This window comes from Sorangium sp. So ce1014 (assembly GCF_051521505.1).
Classification (GTDB): Bacteria; Myxococcota_A; Polyangia; order Polyangiales; family Polyangiaceae; genus Sorangium.
Window position 1 is genome coordinate 8,290,997 of the sequence record NZ_CP150356.1, and the last position, 19,957, is coordinate 8,310,953.

The 19,957-nt window shown below is 72.5% G+C and carries 17 protein-coding genes; 13 read left to right on the forward strand and 4 right to left on the reverse strand.

Annotated features, from left to right (window positions below; all coding sequences use genetic code 11):
* Positions 1 to 347: 347 nt before the first annotated feature.
* Together era and der are read left to right on the forward strand one after the other, a co-directional pair.
* Positions 348 to 1,280 carry a GTPase Era gene (gene era, locus WME75_RS31300; protein ID WP_437478848.1) on the forward strand — a complete coding sequence of 311 codons (933 nt, stop codon included), beginning with the start codon at positions 348 to 350 and terminating at the stop codon, positions 1,278 to 1,280.
* A complete protein-coding gene (der, locus tag WME75_RS31305) occupies positions 1,277 to 3,307 on the forward strand; it encodes a ribosome biogenesis GTPase Der (RefSeq protein WP_437478850.1) in 2,031 nt (676 codons plus the stop codon). The genes era and der overlap by 4 nt, the downstream gene beginning before the upstream one ends.
* Positions 3,308 to 3,380: 73 nt before the next feature.
* On the opposite strand, the gene WME75_RS31310 is transcribed toward der, so the two are convergent.
* The gene (locus WME75_RS31310; RefSeq protein WP_437478852.1) at positions 3,381 to 4,607 is read right to left on the reverse strand and encodes an ArsA family ATPase; all 1,227 of its coding nucleotides are present in this window, start codon (positions 4,605 to 4,607) and stop codon (positions 3,381 to 3,383) included.
* Between the two features lie 124 nt (positions 4,608 to 4,731).
* Positions 4,732 to 5,274, reverse strand: coding sequence for a hypothetical protein (locus tag WME75_RS31315; protein WP_437478854.1), 543 nt, complete (start codon positions 5,272 to 5,274; stop codon positions 4,732 to 4,734).
* A gap of 71 nt (positions 5,275 to 5,345) precedes the next feature.
* On the opposite strand from WME75_RS31315, the gene WME75_RS31320 reads away from it, so the two are divergent.
* From WME75_RS31320 to WME75_RS31330, 3 genes are all read left to right on the forward strand, one after another.
* Positions 5,346 to 6,080, forward strand: coding sequence for a tyrosine-protein phosphatase (locus WME75_RS31320; RefSeq protein WP_437478856.1), 735 nt, complete (start codon positions 5,346 to 5,348; stop codon positions 6,078 to 6,080).
* Between the two features lie 72 nt (positions 6,081 to 6,152).
* Complete coding sequence (locus WME75_RS31325) at positions 6,153 to 6,767, forward strand: TetR/AcrR family transcriptional regulator (protein ID WP_437478858.1); 615 nt, start codon at positions 6,153 to 6,155, stop codon at positions 6,765 to 6,767.
* A gap of 85 nt (positions 6,768 to 6,852) precedes the next feature.
* Positions 6,853 to 8,967: an ATP-binding domain-containing protein gene (locus tag WME75_RS31330; RefSeq protein WP_437478860.1), complete on the forward strand. Its 2,115-nt coding sequence runs from the start codon at positions 6,853 to 6,855 to the stop codon at positions 8,965 to 8,967.
* Here the strand turns inward: WME75_RS31330 and WME75_RS31335 are convergent.
* Positions 8,915 to 10,282 (reverse strand): serine/threonine-protein kinase, encoded by a 1,368-nt coding sequence (locus WME75_RS31335; protein ID WP_437478862.1) that lies wholly within the window; start codon positions 10,280 to 10,282, stop codon positions 8,915 to 8,917. The genes WME75_RS31330 and WME75_RS31335 overlap by 53 nt on opposite strands.
* A gap of 363 nt (positions 10,283 to 10,645) precedes the next feature.
* On the opposite strand from WME75_RS31335, the gene recA reads away from it, so the two are divergent.
* The 4 genes from recA (at position 10,646) to WME75_RS31355 (ending at position 14,680) form a co-directional block, all read left to right on the forward strand.
* Complete coding sequence (gene recA, locus WME75_RS31340; RefSeq protein ID WP_437478864.1) at positions 10,646 to 11,830, forward strand: recombinase RecA; 1,185 nt, start codon at positions 10,646 to 10,648, stop codon at positions 11,828 to 11,830.
* A gap of 16 nt (positions 11,831 to 11,846) precedes the next feature.
* A complete protein-coding gene (locus WME75_RS31345) occupies positions 11,847 to 12,350 on the forward strand; it encodes a SixA phosphatase family protein (RefSeq protein WP_437478866.1) in 504 nt (167 codons plus the stop codon).
* 443 nt (positions 12,351 to 12,793) lie between these two features.
* Positions 12,794 to 13,534, forward strand: a complete 741-nt coding sequence (locus WME75_RS31350) for a hypothetical protein (protein ID WP_437478868.1) — start codon at positions 12,794 to 12,796, stop codon at positions 13,532 to 13,534.
* A 174-nt stretch (positions 13,535 to 13,708) separates the two neighbouring features.
* The gene (locus WME75_RS31355) at positions 13,709 to 14,680 is read left to right on the forward strand and encodes an HDIG domain-containing metalloprotein (RefSeq protein WP_437478870.1); all 972 of its coding nucleotides are present in this window, start codon (positions 13,709 to 13,711) and stop codon (positions 14,678 to 14,680) included.
* 21 nt (positions 14,681 to 14,701) lie between these two features.
* Here the strand turns inward: WME75_RS31355 and WME75_RS31360 are convergent, their stop codons facing one another.
* The gene (locus tag WME75_RS31360) at positions 14,702 to 15,436 is read right to left on the reverse strand and encodes a hypothetical protein (protein ID WP_437478872.1); all 735 of its coding nucleotides are present in this window, start codon (positions 15,434 to 15,436) and stop codon (positions 14,702 to 14,704) included.
* A 132-nt stretch (positions 15,437 to 15,568) separates the two neighbouring features.
* Here WME75_RS31360 and WME75_RS31365 point away from each other — a divergent pair, with 132 nt between their 5' ends.
* From WME75_RS31365 to WME75_RS31380, 4 genes are all read left to right on the forward strand, one after another.
* A complete protein-coding gene (locus tag WME75_RS31365) occupies positions 15,569 to 17,008 on the forward strand; it encodes a hypothetical protein (RefSeq protein ID WP_437478874.1) in 1,440 nt (479 codons plus the stop codon).
* Positions 17,009 to 17,114: 106 nt separating this feature from the next.
* The gene (locus WME75_RS31370; protein WP_437478876.1) at positions 17,115 to 18,323 is read left to right on the forward strand and encodes a serine/threonine protein kinase; all 1,209 of its coding nucleotides are present in this window, start codon (positions 17,115 to 17,117) and stop codon (positions 18,321 to 18,323) included.
* A 110-nt stretch (positions 18,324 to 18,433) separates the two neighbouring features.
* Positions 18,434 to 18,901, forward strand: a complete 468-nt coding sequence (locus tag WME75_RS31375) for a peroxiredoxin (RefSeq protein WP_437478878.1) — start codon at positions 18,434 to 18,436, stop codon at positions 18,899 to 18,901.
* A 143-nt stretch (positions 18,902 to 19,044) separates the two neighbouring features.
* Complete coding sequence (locus WME75_RS31380; RefSeq protein WP_437478880.1) at positions 19,045 to 19,593, forward strand: hypothetical protein; 549 nt, start codon at positions 19,045 to 19,047, stop codon at positions 19,591 to 19,593.
* Positions 19,594 to 19,957 lie beyond the last annotated feature (364 nt).

Here is a 19,957-nt window from a genome sequence, read left to right on the forward strand (position 1 = left end):
CGCCCCGGCGTGAAGACGAGGCGCACGCCGACGACAGGTCGCGAGGCGCGGGTAAGCGGGGCGGCGCCGAGCGCGCTGCCGGGCGGGGCGGCGCCGAGCGCGCTGCCACCAAGGCAGGGGATACCGAACGGGGCGCCAGGAAGAGCCGGAGCTCCGCGGCGCGCTCCTCCGGCGCAGCCCGCGGCCAGGCAGGACGTGAGCCCCGCCCCGCTGGCGACGCGAAGGGGCGTCCGCTCCCCGAACGGGCGGCGGGCGCGCGAGGCGGCGGGCAGCAACAGCGAAGGAAGAGCGCCGAACCGAGGCGGACGGAGGAGCCGGACGCTTCTCTGCCGCGACGATCCGGGCGCGTGGCCCTGGTAGGGCGGCCCAACGTGGGCAAGTCGACGCTGCTCAACGCGGCGCTCGGCCACCCGCTCGCGATCGTCTCGCCGATGCCGCAGACGACGCGCGACGCGATCCTCGGGGTCGTGCACCACGGCTCGGCGGAGATCGCGCTGCTCGACACGCCCGGGCTGCACCGGCCGCGCACCGAGCTCGGGCGCGTGATGAACCAGGCGGCGCGCGAAGCGGCGCGGAGCGCCGACGTCATCGTCTTCGTGACGGAAGCGCCGGATCCTGCGCGTCTTCCGCGGCGCGCGAAGGAAGGCGAGGACGGCCCGCCGCTCGTGCCACATCCGGGCGACCTCACGCTGCTCGCGGACCTGGGGAGCGAGGCGCCGGTGGTGTTCGTGCTCAACAAGGTCGACCGGATGCGGGACAAGGCGCGGCTGCTGCCGCTCCTCGACGCGTTCGGCAGGCTCCGCGATTTCGCGGCGATCGTCCCCATCTCGGCGCTGCGCGAGAACGGCGTTCAGCGCGTGCTGGACGAGGTGGCGAAGCTCTGTCCCGAGCGGGACTGGGGCTTCGCGCCCGATGAGCTCACCGACAAGCCGACGCGCTTCTTCGCCGCCGAGTACGTGCGCGAGCAGATCCTCCGCGCGACGAAGGCCGAGGTACCGCACGCCAGCGCCGTGCAGATCGAGCGCTACGTCGAGCCGACGGGCGACGGCGTGCTGCACATCGACGCGACGATCCACGTGGAGCGGCCCGGGCAGAAGAAGATCTTGATCGGCGCCGGCGCGGAGCAACTGAAGCGGATCGGCACGGAGGCTCGGCTCCGGATCGAGGAGCTCGTCGGGCGGCAGGTGAACCTCAAGCTCTGGGTGCGGGTGACACCGGAGTGGCGGGAGTCGCTCCAGCGACTGGAAGAGCTCGGTTACAACAAGGGAGAGACCACGTGAGCGCGGCAAAATCAGCTCTTTCAAGGACGACGACCAGGCGCGGTAAGGATGCCGCCGGAGGGGGTCGGGCGACGAAGAAGGGCGCTGCCCCCGAGAAGAGGCGCGGCGTCGCCTCCACAAAGGGCGCTGCTCCCGAGAAGAGGCGCGGCGTCGCCTCCTCGAAGGGCGCTGCCCCCGAGAAGAGGCGCGGCGTCGCCCCCACGAAGGGCGCTGCTCCCGAGAAGAGGCGCGGCGGCGCCCCCACGAAGGACGCTGCCCCCGAGAAGAGGCGCGGCGTCGCCCCCACGAAGGGCGCTGCTCCCGAGAAGAGGCGCGGCGTCGCCCCCACGAAGGGCGCTGCTCCCGAGAAGAAGCGCGGCGTCGCCCCCACGAAGGGCGCTGCCCCCGAGAAGAGGCGCGGCGTCGCCCCCACGAAGGGCGCCGCGGTCTCCAGCAAGAGCGCCGTCGCTCCCAGAAAGAACGCGGCCGCGTCCGGCAAGGGCGCTACCGCGTCCGGCAAGGGCGCTACCGCGTCCGGCAAGGGCGCCGCCGGTTCACAGAAGGGCAGAGGATCGGGCCCGAGCAAGGGGCGTGCTCCCTCCGAGCAGAGCAGCCACGATCCGACGGAGGACAGGGAGGAGCTCACGGCGGAGCTCGCCGATGAGGCCTTCGCGGCCGCCGAGGACGCCGCGGCCGATGCGCCTGCGCCGCTTCCCTTGGCCGGGATCGTCGCGCTGGTCGGGCGGCCCAACACCGGGAAGAGCACGCTGTTCAACCGGCTGGTCGGCAGGCGCGTCGCGATCGTGCACGACGAGCCCGGGGTGACCCGCGATCGCCACTACGGCGACGTCATCTCGCGGGGACGGCGCTTCGCGCTCGTCGACACGGGCGGGTTCGACCCCGAGAGCGGCGATCCCATGCGGCAGGGGATCAAGCGCCAGATCGACCTCGCCATCGCCGAGGCCGACGTGATCGTGTGCGTGCTCGACGCCGTGACGCCGGTCACGCCGTCCGAGCACGCCGAGCTCGGCCTCCTGCGCCGCGCGGGCAAGCCCGTGATCTACGTCGCTAACAAGGCGGACTCGACGCGCGCCGAAGCAGAGGCGGCGGAGCTGTACCGCCTCGGGATGGAGCGGCTCATCCTGATCAGCGCCCTCCACGGCCGCGGCATCTCGGATCTGGAGATGGCCATCGAGGCCGCGCTGCCCGAGAAGCCCACGGCGCCCGAGGAGTCGGCCGAGGGGGCGCTCCGCATCGCCATCGTCGGGCGGCCGAACGCAGGGAAATCGTCGCTCGTCAACCGCATCGCGGGCGAGGAGCGCATGCTGGTCGACGCGCAGCCGGGCACGACGCGCGATCCGATCGACACCCTGGCCGAGCGCGATGGGAAGCGGTTCTTGCTCATCGACACGGCCGGCATCCGGCGCAAGGCGAAGGTGACGAAGGAGGACAGCGCCGTCGAGGCGGTCAGCGTGATGCACGCGATCCGCGCCATGGAGCGGGCAGAGGTCGTGCTCCTGCTCTGCGACGCGGCCGAGGGCGTGGCCGAGCAGGACGCGAAGATCCTCGGCCTCGCGGTCGACCGGGGGTGCGGCATCGTGATCGGCCTCAACAAGATCGATCTCCTCGACCGGAAGGCCCTCGCGAAGGCGGAGCAGGACGCCCGCGACAAGCTCGCGTTCGTGTCGTGGGCGCCGATCGCGCACGTGAGCGCGCGCAACGGGCGCGGCGCGACGAAGCTCCTCGAGACCGTGGTCCAGGTGGCCGACGCCTACCGGAAGCGCGTGCCCACCGGGGAGCTCAACCGCTTCTTCGAGCAGATCCTCCTCACGCACCCGCCGCCCACGCACGGCGGTCGCGCGCCCCGCCTGTTCTTCGTCACGCAGGCCGAGACGTCGCCGCCGCTGTTCGTCGTGATCGCGAGCGACCCCGAGAAGCTCCACTTCAGCTACCGGCGCTACGTGGCGAACCAGCTCCGGCAGACGTTCGGGCTGGAGGGCGTTCCGGTCCGGGTAAAGTACAAGGAGCGCCGGCGCGGCAGCAGATAGCCGGCGCCGCGGGCGCGCCTGTGGCCACACCGCAGGCGCGCGCAGCGCCGCACGTCGACAGGAGAGGTGGGGGCTACCCCGCCGCCCCGGGCAGCGGCGCCAGCACGTCGGCGATCCTCGCGAGGCCGGCCACATCGTAGATGTCGTAGGGGAAGGCCGGGACGTCGACGCGGACGCTGCCGCCGGTCTGCTCGTCTTCCAGCGCCGCATCGAGGGCGATGAGGTTCAGGTGATCGAGCTTGCCCATGCGGCTCTCGTCCTCGGCGGCCTGGAGCAGGCGCGCCGCGGCGCCGGGGCCGAGCGCGAGGCCGCTCCCGTCGAGCGCGGCGGCGATCTCGGCGGCGCCGGGGATCGCGCCGTACACCGGGTGGACGCGGTTCACGACGAACGCGTCGCGCCGCATCTCCTGCTCGCGCAGGCGATCGGCGAAGTACAGCACCTCGCGCACGCAGAGCGGATCGGGCGTCGTGACGAGCACGTAGGCCACGTCGGGGCCGCGCAGCGCCGAGGCCACCGCGTCCGCCCGCTGCTTCCAGCCGCCGAAGACCGCGTTCATCTCGTGGATGAACGCCGCGATCTGCTCGAGGAAGCCGCTGCCGGTCAGCTTGCCGATGCCCCGCAGCACCGCCGCGGTCGAGCGCGCCAGCAGGTTGAGCGACACCTTGCCGGAGCTCTGGAAGGCCTGCACGAACCAGCGCGTCGCCGCGCTGTCGATGGCGCCGACGAGCCGCTCCGGCGCGTCGAGGAAATCCAGCGCGTTCGCCGTGGGCGGCGTGTCGAGCAGGACGAGGTCGTAGCTCGGGTCGCTCCTCACGGCGTAGAGCTTCTCCATCGCCATGTACTCCTGCGTGCCCGCGAGCGACGTGGAGATGTACTTGTAGAGCACGTTGCCCAGGATCCGGTCGCGCTGCTCGGGCGACGGGGCGAGCGAGGCGACGAGGCTGTCGAACGTCGACTTTGTGTCGAGCATCATCACCGTCATCGAGCCGGGCACGTCGACCCCCGCCCTCTCGAACCGGGCGGGCTCGATCGTCTGCGCCTCCGTCTTCATCTCCTCGATCCCGAGGCTCTGGGAGAGGCGGCGCGCCGGGTCGATCGTCAGGCAGAGGACGCGCTTGCCGCGGCGGGCCGCGGCGAGGCCGAGCGCCGCGGTGGTGGTCGTCTTGCCGACGCCGCCGCAGCCGACGCAGAGGATCACCCTGCGCGAGGCGAGCAGCGGGGCGAGGCCGGCGTCGTCCGCCAGGAGGGATGCGTGAACGGCGGGCGGGGTGTTCCGAGGGGGTGCGAGCGGGCCGGGCATGGCGCGCGACCTGAGGCCGCGGCCCCTTGTAGCACGAACCGGGGAACGCGAGCGCTCGGGCTGCTGCGGGGCGAGCGCTCAGCCTGCGGCCGGGCGAGCGCTCAGCCTGCGGCCGGGCGAGCTCTCAGGCTGCGGTGCGCAGGATGCGCAGGCACCCGGCGGCGGCCCGCGCGATGGAGGCGCCGCGCTCCGCCGTGCCGCCGCGGCCGCAGAGCAGCACCTCGCTGCCCGCCACGGAGAGGCTCTGGACCTCGACCTCCGCGGTGAGCGCGGCGATGCGCGAGCCGAGCGCCGCGCTCTGGACGGCGTCCGGGTTGACGAGGAGCGGGGCATAGGCGGCGAGCTCCTCGCACGCAGGCCATGCGCCCGCCCCCGCGACGAGGCAGCCGCTGTCGTCCACGAGCACCACGACGTCCAGGTTCGCCTCGGAGCGCGTCGTCGAGAGCTGATAATGCAGCGCGGTGATCGGGTCGTCGCTGCGACGGCGCCGCCGTTCGGAGGCGGGGACCGCCTCCTCCGAGGCGTTCGCGCCCCCCTCGGCCGAGAGCGCGCCTGGGTCGACCGGCCGCTGAGCGCGGCCTCCGTGCTGGTCGCCGCGCAGGCCCCCCGCGCAGCCATCCGACCCGGGCTGAGGCACAAGCTGCTGGTTCGATAACGAGAGCGACACGAACACCTCCTCGACGCGAAGGATGGTCGTAGCGCACGACGGCGGCCAACTTTGCTAAGTTCGAGGCCACGATGCGCGGCTTCATCGATCTCCACTGCCACTGGGTCGCGGGCATCGACGACGGCGTCCGTACCGTCGAGGAGAGCTTCGCCCTCCTCATCGCCCTCCGCGGCGCCGGGTTCGACACCGTGGTGGCCACGCCGCACATGCGCCCCGGGATGTTCGACAACACCCAGCAGAGCCTCCGGGCCGCCTATGACGCGACCTGCGCCGCGCTGCGCTGCGCCGACGGCGCGCGCGACCTGCCCGCGCTCGACCTCTCGTCGGAGCACTTCTTCGACGACGTCGTCTTCCAGCGCCTCCTCGACGGCAGCGCCCTCCCCTACCCCGGCGGCCGCGCGGCGCTCGTCGAGTTCCCGACCCGGAGCTTCCCCGTCCGCATCGCCGAGCGGCTCTTCGACCTCAGCCGCCGCAAGCTCCGCCCCGTCATCGCCCACCCGGAGCGCTACGAGCCCGTCCTCGACGACTGCTCCTCGCTGGATCCGCTGATCGACGCCGGCGCGGTCCTCCTCCTCGACGTCGCGGCCCTCACCGGCAAGTACGGGCGCGCCCCCCGCCGGGCCGCAGAGCAGCTGATCGAGGCAGGCTACTACTACGCCGCGTGCAGCGACGCCCACGCCGCCAGCGACGTCGCCGCCGTGCGCGGCGGCATCGACGCCCTCTTCGCCAGGGTCGGCGAGGAGGAAGCGACCTTCATGCTCATCGACGGCCCGCGCGCGATCCTCGAAGGAAAGATCGAGCCCTGAGCCCACGAGGGCCCGCTCCCTTGACGGCACCGCGCGCCCCGCTATAAGTGAACCAACCGTTCACTATTTGCCATGGCACAGGTACTCAAGGACGACGTCCAGGAGAGCATCGCCGCTGCCGCGCTGACGGTCTTCGCGCGAAAGGGGTACGAGAGCGCGACGATGGCCGAGATCGCCCGCACGGCCGGCGTGTCCACGGGCAACATCTACCGGTACTACGCGAACAAGGACGCGCTCTTCTACGCGGTCGTGGACGACGGCTTCGCCCGCGCCCTCACGCTCCTGCTCCGCCGCCGGATGAAGGCGCTCGACGGCGTGGAGGACCTCCGGACGCTCGCGCCGACGGCCCCGTACCACCGGGTCGCCGAGGAGCTCCTCCGCTTCTGCATCGAGCACAGGCTGCGCGTCGTGATCGTCCTCGGGCGGGCCGGCGGCTCCAGGTACGAGCGGTTCTCGGAGGAGACCGTGGAGCGCCTCGTCGCGCTCTCGATCGAGCACTTCCGCTCCGTGAACCCGTGCCTGTCGGTGACCGAGGCGATGCGGTTCAACCTGGACCAGATCTACCAGAGCCTCGTCAGGACGATGGTCGGCGCCCTCGCGCGCTTCGAGGACGAGGCCGCCATCCGCGAGGCGATCCACGGCTACACGAAGTACCACCTCGCCGGGCTCAGGTGCTTCTTTGCATGAGATTTTTTTCGTCTCAAAAGTGAATATATCGTTCATCAATGCGAGCTCAGCCCCTCGCCACGGCGAGGGCGCACGGAGGCCCACCATGCTGCAAAGCAGGCTTGATCTGCCGGTCGAAGCGCGCGCCGTCATCGAGGAAGAGGAGGCGCTCCTCGAGCGCGTGCGCGCGGCCCTGGAACGGGCGCGGGAGCGCGCCGCGCGCCCGGCCGCGCCGCGCGAGCTCAGGTCCGTCGCCGCGCTCCGGGAGCTCCGCGACGAGGCCGCCGCTGCCTCGGTCGACGATCTGCCGGCGGTGCTGCTCGAGATGAGCGTGCGCCAGCGCCTCATCGCGCAGGAGACCGGGGAGGCGCTGCCCGACCCGCTCTGCCCTTACCTCGCCCACCTCCGGGTCGACGAGGGCAAGGGGGCGAAGGACTACCTGCTCGGCCACGCGACGTTCCTGGATCCGTCGGCCGACGTGCGGATCCTCGACTGGCGCGTCGCGCCGGTCGCGCAGATCTTCTACCGGTACCGCGAGGGCGACGAGTACGAGGAGGCCTTCCCGGGCCGCGTGGCCGAGGGCGTGGTGAAGGCGCGCCGCATCGTCGTCGTGGAGCGCGGCGCCCTCACCCGGATCGTGGGCGACGGCCTGGTCCTGACGCAGGGCGGCGACGGGCGGTGGACCGTGGCGGACCGCGCCGCGCTCGCCCTGCAGCCCGGAGGCGCCGGGACCGCCGCGCGCCCCGGCAGCCTGGGCGTCGGCGCCGGCGCCCAGGAGCGCGCGCGGGCCGCCGAGGTCACCGCCCTGCTCGACGCCGACCAGTACGCCGCGGTGTGCGCGCCGCCGGAGCAGCCGCTGCTCGTGCTCGGCAGCGCCGGGAGCGGCAAGACGACCGTGGCGCTGCACCGCCTCGCCAGGATCGCCGCGCTCGATCCGGCGCGGTACCCCCTCGCCGCCATGAGCGTCGTCGTCCCCGAAGAGGGGCTCGCGCGGCTGTCGCGCCGCCTGCTCGCCCCGCTCGGCGCGGGCGAGGCCCAGGTGAAGACGCTCGACGCCTGGTCGTCCGCGACCGCGCGCGAGGTCTTCGGCCAGCCGATCGCCCTCTGCGCCGACCCCCCGGCGCTCGTCTCGAGCCTCAAGCGCCACCCGGCGCTCTACCGCGCGCTTCGCGACCGCTTCGCGAAGCTCGCGCGGGCGAGCACGACGCTCCCCCGGCTGCGCCGCCGCCTCGCCGATGTCTTCACGGATCGAGGGTTCCTCGAGGGCGTCGTCGCCGCCTCGGGCGGGGACGTCCCGCGGAGCGCCGTCGAGGTGACCGTCCGGCACACCCTGCTGCAGATCGCCGAGCCGCTCGACCGGCAGCTCGCCTCGATCACCGTGGCCTCGATGAAGCGGGCGCTCGACGGCCGCGCCATCGCCGAGGGGACCCCGGACGAGCTGGCCGGGACGCTCGACGTCGATGATCTGCCGATCCTGCTGTTCCTGCGCGCCTCGCGCGCCGGCCTCGACGGGGCGGGGTGGTCGCACCTCGTGCTCGACGAGGCCGAGGACGTCTCGCTGTTCGAGCTGTTCGTCCTGGGGAAGCTCCTTGGCGAGGCGCGCAGCGTCACGCTCGCCGGCGACGAGGCGCAGCAGACGTCGTCGAGCTTCGCCGGGTGGGACGGGGCGCGCTCGGCGCTCGGCGTCGGCGACGCGGCGACCTGCCGCCTCGCGGTGTCGTACCGGTGCCCGCGGCCGGTGACGGAGCTCGCGCGGCGGCTCCTCGGCAAGCTCGCGCCCGAGGCGCCCGCGCGCGCGGCGCGGGACGGCGCGCCGATCGGGTTCTTCCGCTTCCCGAGCGAGGCGCAGGCGCACCTGTTCCTCGCCGGCGCGCTCCGCGACCTCGCGGACCGCGAGCCCCGCGCCTCCGTGGCCGTCATCGCGCGGGACGAGGCCGCCGCGCGGCAGTTCCACGCGCTCGTCGCGGAGCTGCCGGAGGCGCGGCTCGTGCTGGAGGGGGAGTTCTCGTTCGAGCCGGGCATCGACGTCACCGACGTGGACAGCGCGAAGGGGCTCGAGTTCGACTACGTCGTCGTGCCCGACGCGACCGCGGCGGCGTACCCGATGACCGACGAGGCCCGCCGGCGGCTCCACGTCGCGGCGACGCGGACGTCGCACCAGCTCTGGTTCATCTCCGGTGCGGCGTGGTCGCCGCTCCTCGGCGACGTGGGGGCGAGCTGACGCTGCTCGCGGCGCTCTCCGCGCGCGGCCCGGCCGGGGCGGTGAACGCGGCCGGCGGGAGCGGGCTGTCCTTCACCGCCGAGGTCCCGGCGAGCGCGACCCCGAGGACGGCTGCCCCGAACGCCCACGCCGCCTGCGCCCACCGCCGCGGGGAGCCCGAAGGCTCGGTCTCGTCGACCGTGCCGCCCCCCGGATCGAGCGACTCGAGCGCGGCGCGCAGCTGCTGCGTGCGGAGGTGGGACGCGTCCCCGAGGACCTGTCCGATCCAGCTCGCGACCAGCACGTCGTTGCCCGGGTGCGCGGCGCCCGGGACCGCCTCCTCGAGCGCGCGCATGAGCTGCGCGGCGGTCGCCGTGCGCGCGGTGGGCGACTTGGCGAGCGCCTCGGAGACGAGGCGATCGAGCGCGGACGGGATCAACTCGGGCGGCGGCGCCGAGCTCAGTCGCTCCGCGAACCCGCGACGGGACGGGACGGCGCGCGACGACAGCGGCGCGGCGGGCCGCTCGCTCGCGATGTGGGTCATCGTGCTCTCGCTGTCGTCGGCCTGGAACGGGTGCGCGCCCGACAGGAGCTCGTAGAGCAGCACCCCCACCCCGAAGAGATCGGCCCGCCGGTCGCAGGGTTGCCCGCGGATGTGCTCCGGCGCCATGTACGGCGCGCTGCTCCTGAACAGGAACGCGCCCCCCTCGCCGCCCGCCGCCGCGGCGAAGGCGCGCCTGCCGTCGCCCCGCAGCGACGGAGGCCGGCGCTCCGATAGCCGCTCCTCCTCGAACTTCGCGATGCCAAAATCGACCAGGCGGACGAGCCCCTCGGACGTGATGAGGACGTTGTCCGGCGAGACATCGTAGTGGAGGAGCTCCCGGGGGTTGCCGACCTCGTCCCGCAGCTCGTGCGCGGCGTCGAGCGCCGCGCAGATCTGGTAGGCCAGCCTGGCCGCGGCGAGCACCGGCGCCGGGCGCCCGCGCGCGGCGCGCAGCACCGACGAGAGGGGCTCCCCGCTCACCCACTCCATGACATAGAAGAGGGTGCCTCCCTCCTCGCCGAGATCCACGACGGGCACAACGTTCGGGTGCCGGATGCGCGCCGCGAGCGCGGCTTCCTCCAGGAACATCCGCACGGCGTCGGGGTCGGGCGAGAGCTCGGGACGAAGCACCTTGATGGCAAAGAGCTTCTGAAACCCGTGCTCCCGCCGGAGCCGCCCCGCCCAGATCTCTCCCATGTCGCCTGCGGCCACCCGCAGGACGAGCTCGTACCGACCGAGGGAAAACCCCGGGAAAAAGCGGCCCCCACCCCCCACTTGGAAGGTGTGGCCCACAGATGAAGAGTCCGCCAGCGCTCCCCGTGTGCGACGATCACGATTGTTGCCGGGATTGTGAGACTCCACATCAGCCGGGAAATCGCGCTTCCGACCGCGACAGGATCGCCCTGTTCGGAGGCGGCCAGTCCGGGGGTCGAGCCCGGGTCGCGGCCCGGCGCGCCGCCGAGCGCGCCCGCTGCCAGGTCCGGCCCGGCCGGGTCGCTGCGCGGACGTTTTCGGTCCTATCCTGGGTGCGGGAGTCTTGCTTCCTGAACAGCCGGACAGTAAAGCTGCCGGAAACTGTTGGCCCGCGCGTCGGGGGTTCGCCGGCGCGATCCCCTTCGGTCTCCCCCTCCCTTTGGCCCCCTCTCCGAGGTACGCATGAGTGACGAGAAGAACACCAAGCAGAAGTCTGCCGCCCTCGAGCTCGCGATCGCCAGCGTCGAGAAGGAGTACGGCAAAGGGGCGATCATGCGCCTCAAGGACGGGCAGAGCCTGCACGAAGAGGTCGCGGCCGTGCCGACCGGGTCGCTCGGCCTGGACATCGCTCTCGGCATCGGCGGCTACCCGCGCGGTCGCATCGTCGAGGTCTACGGGCCGGAGTCGAGCGGCAAGACGACCCTCACCCTCCACGCCATCGCGGCCGTCCAGAGGGCGGGCGGGACGGCGGCGTTCATCGACGCCGAGCACGCCCTCGACGTGAACTACGCCAAGCGGCTCGGCGTGAAGACCGAGGAGCTGCTCATCTCGCAGCCCGACTACGGCGAGCAGGCGCTCGAGATCGCCGACATGCTGGTCCGCTCGAACGCCGTCGACATCATCGTCGTCGACTCCGTCGCGGCGCTCGTCCCCAAGGCGGAGATCGAGGGCGACATGGGCGACAGCCACGTCGGCCTCCAGGCCCGGCTGATGAGCCAGGCGCTCCGCAAGCTGACCGGGACGACCTCGCGCTCGCAGTGTCTGCTGATGTTCATCAACCAGATCCGCATGAAGATCGGCGTCATGTTCGGCAGCCCCGAGACGACGAGCGGCGGCAACGCCCTCAAGTTCTACGCCTCCGTCCGGCTCGACATCCGCCGCATCGGCGCCATCAAGGAGGCCGCCGCGGGCGGCAAGGAGCCGGCGGTCGTGGGCAATCGGACCCGCGTCAAGGTCGTGAAGAACAAGATGGCTCCCCCGTTCCGCGAGGTGGAGTTCGACATCCTCTACGGCCACGGCATCAGCCACAGCGGCGACGTCATCGACCTCGCGACCGAGGCGAGCATCATCGAGAAGAGCGGCTCCTGGTTCTCGTTCCAGGGCGAGCGCATCGGCCAGGGCCGGGAGAACGCCCGCACCTACCTCGAGCAGCACCCGGCGGTGCTCGACAAGATCGAGTCGATGGTCCTCTCGAAGCACGGTATCTCCCGCACCGGCGCGGGCGCCGCGGCGAACGGCGCCGCAGCCGCCGGCACGAAGGGCGGCGCGACCGCGGCCGCGGCCGAGCCCCCCGCGCAGGCGAAGGGTCGCGGCGAGGCAGCCCCGGCCGGCCCGGACGCCCGACGCACCCCGGGCAAGACGAACTGACGATCGCCCCATCGCCATGCACCTCTACGTGATGCGGCACGGCCCGGCGGAGGACCGGTCGGCGAGCGGACGCGACGCGGACCGGAGGCTCACCCCCGAGGGCCGCGCGCGCGTGGAGCGGGTCGCGATCGAGCTCCATCGCCTCCGGGGCGGCGCCCCCCTGTCGCGGGTGCTCGCGAGCCCCCTCGCGCGCGCCCGCGAGACCGCCGAGATCGCTGCGCCCCTCTGCGGTGCGCCGGAGGTCGAGGTCCGGGACGAGCTCTCGGTCGACGCAGAGCTCCCGCTCGCGCTGGTCGCCGCGCTCGCCCGAGGCGGGGCCGACGCGCTCCTGATCGGCCACCAGCCGAACGTGGAGCACCTCGTCAGGACGCTCATCGACTCACCCGGCCGGGGCGCGACGGGCCTGCTCCTCGCCAGCTTCTGCACGGCCCTGGTCGTCGCCCTCGAGCCCGAGCCGGCGCCGCGCGCGCAGGACCGCTGGCGCGTGGCGCAGATCGTCGACCCCCGCGCGCTCACCTAGCGAGGGCGCGCCGTGAGCGAGGGCGCGCCGTGCCATGGAGAGGGAGCAGGAGCAGACGGCACGCGTCCGAGGCGGAAGGCGGCTCGACCCGAGCCAGCTCGACCGGAGCGGTCCCGCGACGAGCCGCGGCGGCTCATGCAAGTTCATGAAAATACATCAGAAATCCGGATGGCGGGCGGACGGCGACGGCGACTCCCGCCAACCCCCTCCGGCGAGGTCGGCCTCTTGCTTACGTAATCATAAAGCCAAACGATTTCGATGATTTCGGCCGCTCGCTTGACAAGGATCCCACCCGAGAATACGCCCAAATAAGGAGGATTGAGATGGCGGGACAGATGGCCTTCCCCTTCGCTCAACCCCCTCCAGGCCGTCTGTCGCGCAGCGGTGGGAAGGGCGCAGCACCCTCTTCCCTGTGGCCGCGCCTCTCCCGGGCCGTCGTCCGGGTGCCGGACCCCCGTCACCATCCGCTCCACATCGGCCTGCCGTCGGGCCAGCCGCAGATCTACGTGCACGAGGGGGCGCGCCAGGCGCTCATCCGGCGCCTCGAGCTGGCCCAGAAGCGGCCGGTCCTCCTCTCGGTGACCGACAACTACCGGCAGATGATCTCCTCGTCGCTGCGGGAGGGCATCCTGCAGGCGCGCGTCCACCACATGTTCCTGGATGCGCCGGCGGTCGTTCAGGAGGCGCTCGTCCGGTACGTGGTGACCCAGGACCGGGCCGCGTCGCTCGTGGTCGGCCAGTACATCGACGAGAACGGCCACCGCATCCGGGCGAGCCAGCCGGTGAGCACGCCGCTCTCGACGCAGGGGCAGACGCACGATCTGCTGACCCTGTTCCAGAAGCTCAACCACGCGTACTTCGGCGGCGTTGTCGACGCGCTGATCACCTGGGGCAAGCGGACCAGGGCGCGGAAGCCGCGGCGCACCATCAAGCTCGGGAGCTACTCGGCGGTGGAGCGGCTGATCCGCATCCACCCGGTGCTCGACCGGCCCTGGGTCCCCCGCTACTTCATCTCCTACGTCATCTACCACGAGATGATCCACCACGTGATGCCCGCGAGCCACGGCAACGGGCGCCGGATGCTCCACCCGCCCCAGTTCCTCGCCCGCGAGCGGCTCTTCCGCGACTACGAGCGCGCCCTCTCCTGGGAGAAGGACCACGTGGTCAGGCTCCTCCGCACCTGAGGCGCCGTCTCCGGCGGACGCTCGCCATCCGGCATCGCCGAGCGACGAACCCGCGCCGAGCGACGAACCATTGCGCGGAGTACCGGCTGGCTCTAAACCGGCGGACCCCGTGCGGGCCGCGCGAACCGGCGCGCCACGGGCGATCCCGTAACCTCGAAAGTGTGGAAGGCCAGCGTGCAGGAGATTCTCACCCAGGAAGCGAGCCCGAAGCGGGCCATGGAGGCGCTCGAATGGGCCGTTCAGCGATCAGAGACGGCGGAGCCCGCGCAGCCCGAGGCGGCCGACGAGCCACGCTCCTCGGCCAGGGTGATCTCCGGGCGCCCCGCCGACTTCAAGGCGGCGGCGGCGATCTACCTGCCTGACGTCCGCAAGCAGCTCGACCGGATCATGATGAGCAAGGACGCCGAGGCCGGGCTCGACGCGCTGCTCGAGTCGGGCGCCCTCGCGGCGATGCTCCCCGAGGTCGAGGCGATGGTGGGGTTCGGCGACGGAGAGTGGCGTCACAAGGACGTGTGGAAGCACACGAAGCAGGTGGTGCGTCAGGCGGTCCCGAGGCTCGAGGTCCGCTGGGCGGCCCTGCTCCACGACATCGGCAAGACCAGGACGCGCTCGATCTCGCCGTCGGGCGAGGTCCATTTCTTCGGTCACGCCGAGGTCGGCGCGCGCATGTTCGACAAGATCGACCGGCGGCTGCCGCTCTTCGCGAAGGAGGAGGCGCTGAAGGGCAGCATCCGCTTCCTGATCCTGCACCACCTGCGGGCGAGCCAGTACGAACCGTCGTGGACCGACAGCGCGGTGCGCCGGTTCGCGAAGGAGATGGGCGATTGTCTGAACGACGTGCTCGACCTGTCGCGGGCGGACATCACGACGAAGCGGCCGGAGAAGAAGCGGAAGGGGCTGAAGCAGATCAGCGACCTGGCCGAGCGGGTGCTGCATGTCCAGGCCGAGGACGCGGTGGTGCCGCCGCTGCCGAGCGGCATCGGCGACGCCATCATGCGGGCGTTCGGGCTGCCGCCGTCGCGGCGGGTGGGCGAGGTCAAGCGGGCGCTCGAGGAGGCGGTCGAGGCGGGCGAGGTGCCGTCGCACCAGGAGGCGGACGTCTACATCGCGTTCCTCCGGGAGCACGCGGCGCGCTTCGGGATCTGAGAGGCGGCGGCCGGCGGCCGCTCAGCGGAGGGGGGCGTCGCAGGTAGCGCAGCGGGGGGGGATGCCGTCCTTGTGGTAGAGCTCGCCGCAACGGCCGCACAGGCGGGCGTCGGCCTCGAAGGAGATCAGCTTGTCGGTCGCCTTGCAGTGGAGCCCGGCGACCTGCGGCGGGTCCAGCGGGCGCACCTCGCCGGCTGCGTCGTCGGGCGGAGGCAACGCGCCCTCCTTGATGTCGACGACTCGCCCGGGGACGCGCTTCCTCGCCTCCGCCAGGACGCGGGAGGCCGCGGGGAGATGCGCGCGCAGCGGGATGGCGAGCACGGTGCCGCCACCCTGAACCGTGAGTGAAGACTCCGTGAGCAACAGGCCCGTGACATCGTGCCAGCCGACACGCTCGATCTCGCCAGGCGCGTTCTCGATCGCCACGCCGGCATCACCGACACGGACGGGCTTCATCGACCACTGACCGAACAGACCCGCCGCCGCGCCGAGGAGCAGCGCGCCGACGAGCAGGTACGGAGCCGCTGGGTGCGAGCCCGCCTCCTCGCCCCGGAACCACTGGCCGTAGACACCCGCCCCCGCCAGCAGCGCCGCGACGGACATGCCGAGCAACGTGAGACCGAGCTCCAGCGAGGCCTTCGGCTCGAAACGCCGCTCGCTCCGCGGATCGGTCCGCTGCCGCAGAAGAACCTCGCCCCCCTGCCCCGTGGCCCCCGAGCCCTTGCGCTTGCGCTTCACCGGTCTGTCGCCTGCCATCGGCGGCTTCCTATCGGAGGAGACGCCCGGACGCAAAGGGGCTCGGCACGAACGACAGCGCTCCGCACGAGCAGCCAGCCCGATCCGAGCCCCGACCGCGCCGCAGGGACGGAGAGGTATGCTGGGGCAACCATGATCTCGATGCCCAACGCGGCGACCTATGTCCTGCCTGCGCTCAGCATCGGGCTCGCAGCGCTCGTGATCCTGGGACCAGGAGCGCAGCGCATGGCCACCGGCGTGCGGGTGTGGGGAGCGCCCGTCGCCGGAAGCGAGGCGCTGGCGCTCCGCATCGAAGGGGTGCGCCGGCTCCACGGCGCCGACGATCCAGCTGCGCTGCCGGAGCTCGAGGTGAGCGCGACGTCCGCGGGGACACCGCTCGAGCGATGGATCGGCTCGACCGGGAAGGACGGCATCGGCGAGGCGCTGCTGCGCGCAAGGGACGGGCTGAAGGAGCCGGTCGTGGTGCGGATCGCGCGGGGCGGCGACACGCTCCTGGAGCAGGAGCTGCCGCTCTTGCCTCCGCTGCCCGCGGCAGAGACGAGCGCGCTGCCCGGCGCGGCGCACACGAGCGCGCTGCCCGGCGCGGCGGACGGGGAGCTCCGCCTCCGGGTCACGGCCGCGCGGGGCGCCCTGGCAGCGCCGTTCCCGGAGCCGGTGCGCGTCGCGGTCGAGACCGAGAACGGAGCGCCGGTGCCGGGGGCGCGCGTGGAGGCGAGCGCCGTCGGGGCGGATCTCGAGGGGCAGGGCAGCGGGCCGGTGCAGCTCGCGGCCGATGCGCGCGGCGCCGCGGAGCTCACGATCAGGCCGCTGGCGCACGCCGTCGAGCTCACGCTGCGCGCGACGCGCCCGGGGAGCGCGGCGCCGGGGCCGCCGGGGTCACGGGGGACGAGCGGCACCTGGGAAGGGAGGCTGCCCGTGATCCCGGGCGCGATCTGGCTCGACCCGGCCGGGCTCGCGGGCGAGCGGCCGCAGCTCCGGCTCACCTCCCCGGCGCCGAGGCCGCGCGCCTACGTCTCGATCGGAGGCGCGCACGGCCGCCTGCTCGGGGCGGTCGTCCCGCTCGCGGCCGACGGCGCAGGCTTCTTCTCGGGGACGCTGGCGCTCCCGGAGGGGCCTTCGCCCGGCGCAGCGGGCTGGGCGGTCGTCGCGAGCGACCCCTACGAGCAGGGCGCGGGGACGGTGGCCTGGCCGCTCTCGCCAGCCGCAGGCCCGGCCCTGCCGCGGCGCGTGGCGCTGCTCGCGGACGGGATGCCGGCAGCCGAGGCGCGCGAGCAGGGCCGCGCCTCGCAGGCGCGGCGCGCAGGCCTCCTGGTGCTCGGCGCCGCCGGGATCGCACAGATGATGCTGCTCGCGCTGCGATCCCGGACCGCGCGGCGGCGCCTCGAGGCCCACCTCGCCGCCGCGTCGGGCGGCGAGGGCGAGGACGGAACCGACGGGGCACCGCTGTCCAGGGAAGATCGCGGCCGGCTGCTCGCCGCCGTGCGGGCGGAGCCGCTCGTGTCGGTGCTCGCGCTCGCCGCGCTCGTCGGGCTCTCCTTCGCGGCGGTTGCGGCGCTCGCCACGTTCCGTTGACCCGGCAGGCGCGAGGCGGCACCGCATGGTTTTCATCCGCTGCGGGGGCCCGAGCCGCTAGACTGGGCAGGCAGACGGGACGGGGCGGGAGGACGACAGACAGGGCATGTCCGAGCAGCAGCGTTACCGGGTCATCAAGCGCCTCGCCTCCGGCGGCATGGCGGAGGTCTTCGTCGCCGAGAGCGCGGGGATCGAAGGGTTCAAGAAGCAGGTCGCGATCAAGCGCGTCTTGCCGCAGCTCAGCAAGAAGGAGCAGTTCATCGCGATGTTCCTCGACGAGGCGCGCCTCTCGGCGCACCTCTCGCACTCGAACGTCGTGTCGGTGTTCGACATCGGCGTCGGCGACGGCACCTACTTCATCGTCATGGAGTACGTGGACGGCGCCGACCTGAGGGCCCTCCTCGAGCACCAGAAGAAGGTCGGCCGGCCGATGAACGTCGAGGTCGCCGCGTTCATGGCCGCGAAGATGTGCCAGGGCCTCGCCTACGCGCACGATCTCGCGACCGCGGACGGAAAGCCGCTCCAGATCGTGCACCGGGACATCACCCCCGCCAACGTGCTCATCACCCGCTACGGCGAGGTGAAGATCGTGGACTTCGGGCTCGCGAAGGCGTCGAGCCAGCTCGCCGAGAGCGACGCGGGCATCATCAAGGGGAAGTTCGGCTACCTGGCGCCCGAGACGGTGCTCGAGCAGGGCGTCGACCAGCGCGTCGACATCTTCGCGCTCGGGATCATCCTCTGGGAGATGCTCGCCGGGCGCCGGCTCTTCCTCGGCGACTCGGACTACATCACGGTGCGGCTGGTGCGCGACGCGGTGGTCCCGTCGCTCCAGCAGGTCAACAGCGAGGTGCCGCGCGAGCTGGAGCAGATCATCCGCCGCGCGCTCGCCCGCGATCCGGGGGCTCGCTACCGCAACGCGCGCGACCTCGGGCGCGACCTCACCCGCTTCCTCTACCGCTACGGCCGCCCGGTGAGCGAGGACGACGTCGCCGCGCTCGTGGAGCGCACGAAGGGCGGGCCGGCGCGGACGATCGACGGGACGCAGAAGATCGCCGAGCTCATCGACCTGATGCTCCTCGAGTTCAAGTCGCTCACGAAGGATCCGACCGCGGGCGGCAGCGGCCTCAGCCTGCTGCCCACCCTGGACGGCGCCACGGGCCTGACGCACGGGCACGCGCACCCGAGCTCCTCGCCCCCGCGCAGCGAGGCGCCGCTCGGCGGGCTCGCCGACGAGCTGGAAGGACCGGACTCGCTCCACCAGGACGAGTCGTCCTCGTCGGTGGCGGCCTGGTTCCGGGGGCTCATCCCGCGCTGATCCCGCGCGGGCAGCGACGTTGACACCCGCGCCGCACCGCTCCATCGTCCCACGAGCGGCCACCGGCCAGGAGGAGCCTTCCTCCGGCCCACAGCAAAGGTAAAGAGAAGATGAGCGTCGAGATTGGAAAGCCGTTCCCGAGCTTCGCCCTGCCGAACCAGGACGGCAAGACCGTGAAGCTCGAGGACTTCGCGGGCAAATGGCTCGTCGTCTACTTCTATCCGAAGGACGACACGCCGGGTTGCACCATCCAGGGCAAGTCGTTCACCGCCTCCAAAGAGGACTTCGACAAGGCCAATGTCACCGTGGTCGGCGTCAGCGCGGACGACGTCGCGTCGCACAAGAGCTTCTGCGACAAGTTCGCGTTCACCATCGATCTGCTCGCCGACACGAATCACGAGCTCCTCAAGGCCGCAGGCGTCGGGCAGAGCGAGTGGAAAGGCAACCTGTACTGGGACCGGACGACGTTCGTCGTCGATCCGCAGGGCGCGCTGCGGAAGACCTACCTGAAGGTGAAGCCCGAGGGGCACGAGCAGACGCTCCTCCAGGACATCGCGGAGCTCAAGGCCCAGGGCTGAGCTGCAAGGCGCCCGCGGCGCGTCCCGGGGGCCGGGGATCCGGCAATCCGGGAGTCCGGGAATCCGGGAGGTGAGCGGGGCGTCCTGCGCAAAGCCTGCTCCCGCTGGATTTGCCAGCGTTGCCCCCCTACCCTGTCGCCTTTGTGGCTGCACGCCTTCCCTTCACGCCAGGTCGAGTCGTATCGCTCACGGCTTTCGCGGCGCTCGCCGCGGCGGCGCTCGCGACCGCCGCCTCCGTGGGCGCCTGCAAGGACCCCGGAGTCGGCGGGGCCGGCGGCGGCTCGGGCATGGGCGGCGCCGATGGCTGCCCGATGGGGCCGCGAGAGGCGATGTTCACCATCACCGTGCGCGCGAAAGGCGCCCCCGTCCCGCCGAACACCACCGTTCACGTCGCGTGGAGCGCAGCGGAGGAGCCGACCTTCGTCCTGAACGACCCGACCACCTGGAAGACGCTCGACGAGGCCAACCTCGTGTGCGCCGTCGATCGCGCGAAGCCGCCTCCGGACGCGCTGGAGGCGCTCGTCTGCGAGCTGTGGACAGCAGGGGTGACGCAGGTGGAGATCTCGGGGACAGGCTATGAGGACTTCGAGCAGACGCTCACGCCCGTCATGAGCGAGGACTGCGAGGACTCCGTTCCTCAGGAGATCGACATCGAGCTCGTGCCGGCGGTGGACGGGGACAGCGAAGAGTAGCCGGCGGGAGGCCTCGGGGGGCGAGGTCCTCGATGTTCGCGCCGCGCGAGCATCGGCGGCATCTGCGCCGCTCGAACCGCACCGCGCCTGTCCCTCGCTGCTGTTCGTCGCCCTCGGAGCGTTCTCCGCGGGCGTCTCGGTCTGCTCTGCGGGCGTCTCGGTCTGCTCCGCCCGCGTGTCGGCCTTCCGAGGCAGCGCCAGAGGCGACTCCGACGCCGGCGCAGGCGACTCCGCCACCGGCGCATACAACTCCGAAAAACCAAGGGTTGGACGCGGACTTACCGCGTAGCGTCGGGAGCTTGCTCTCGCTTTGACGAGCTCGCTCGGTCCCCGTACGGTCTCCCCTTTCAAGCGGGAGGTTTTC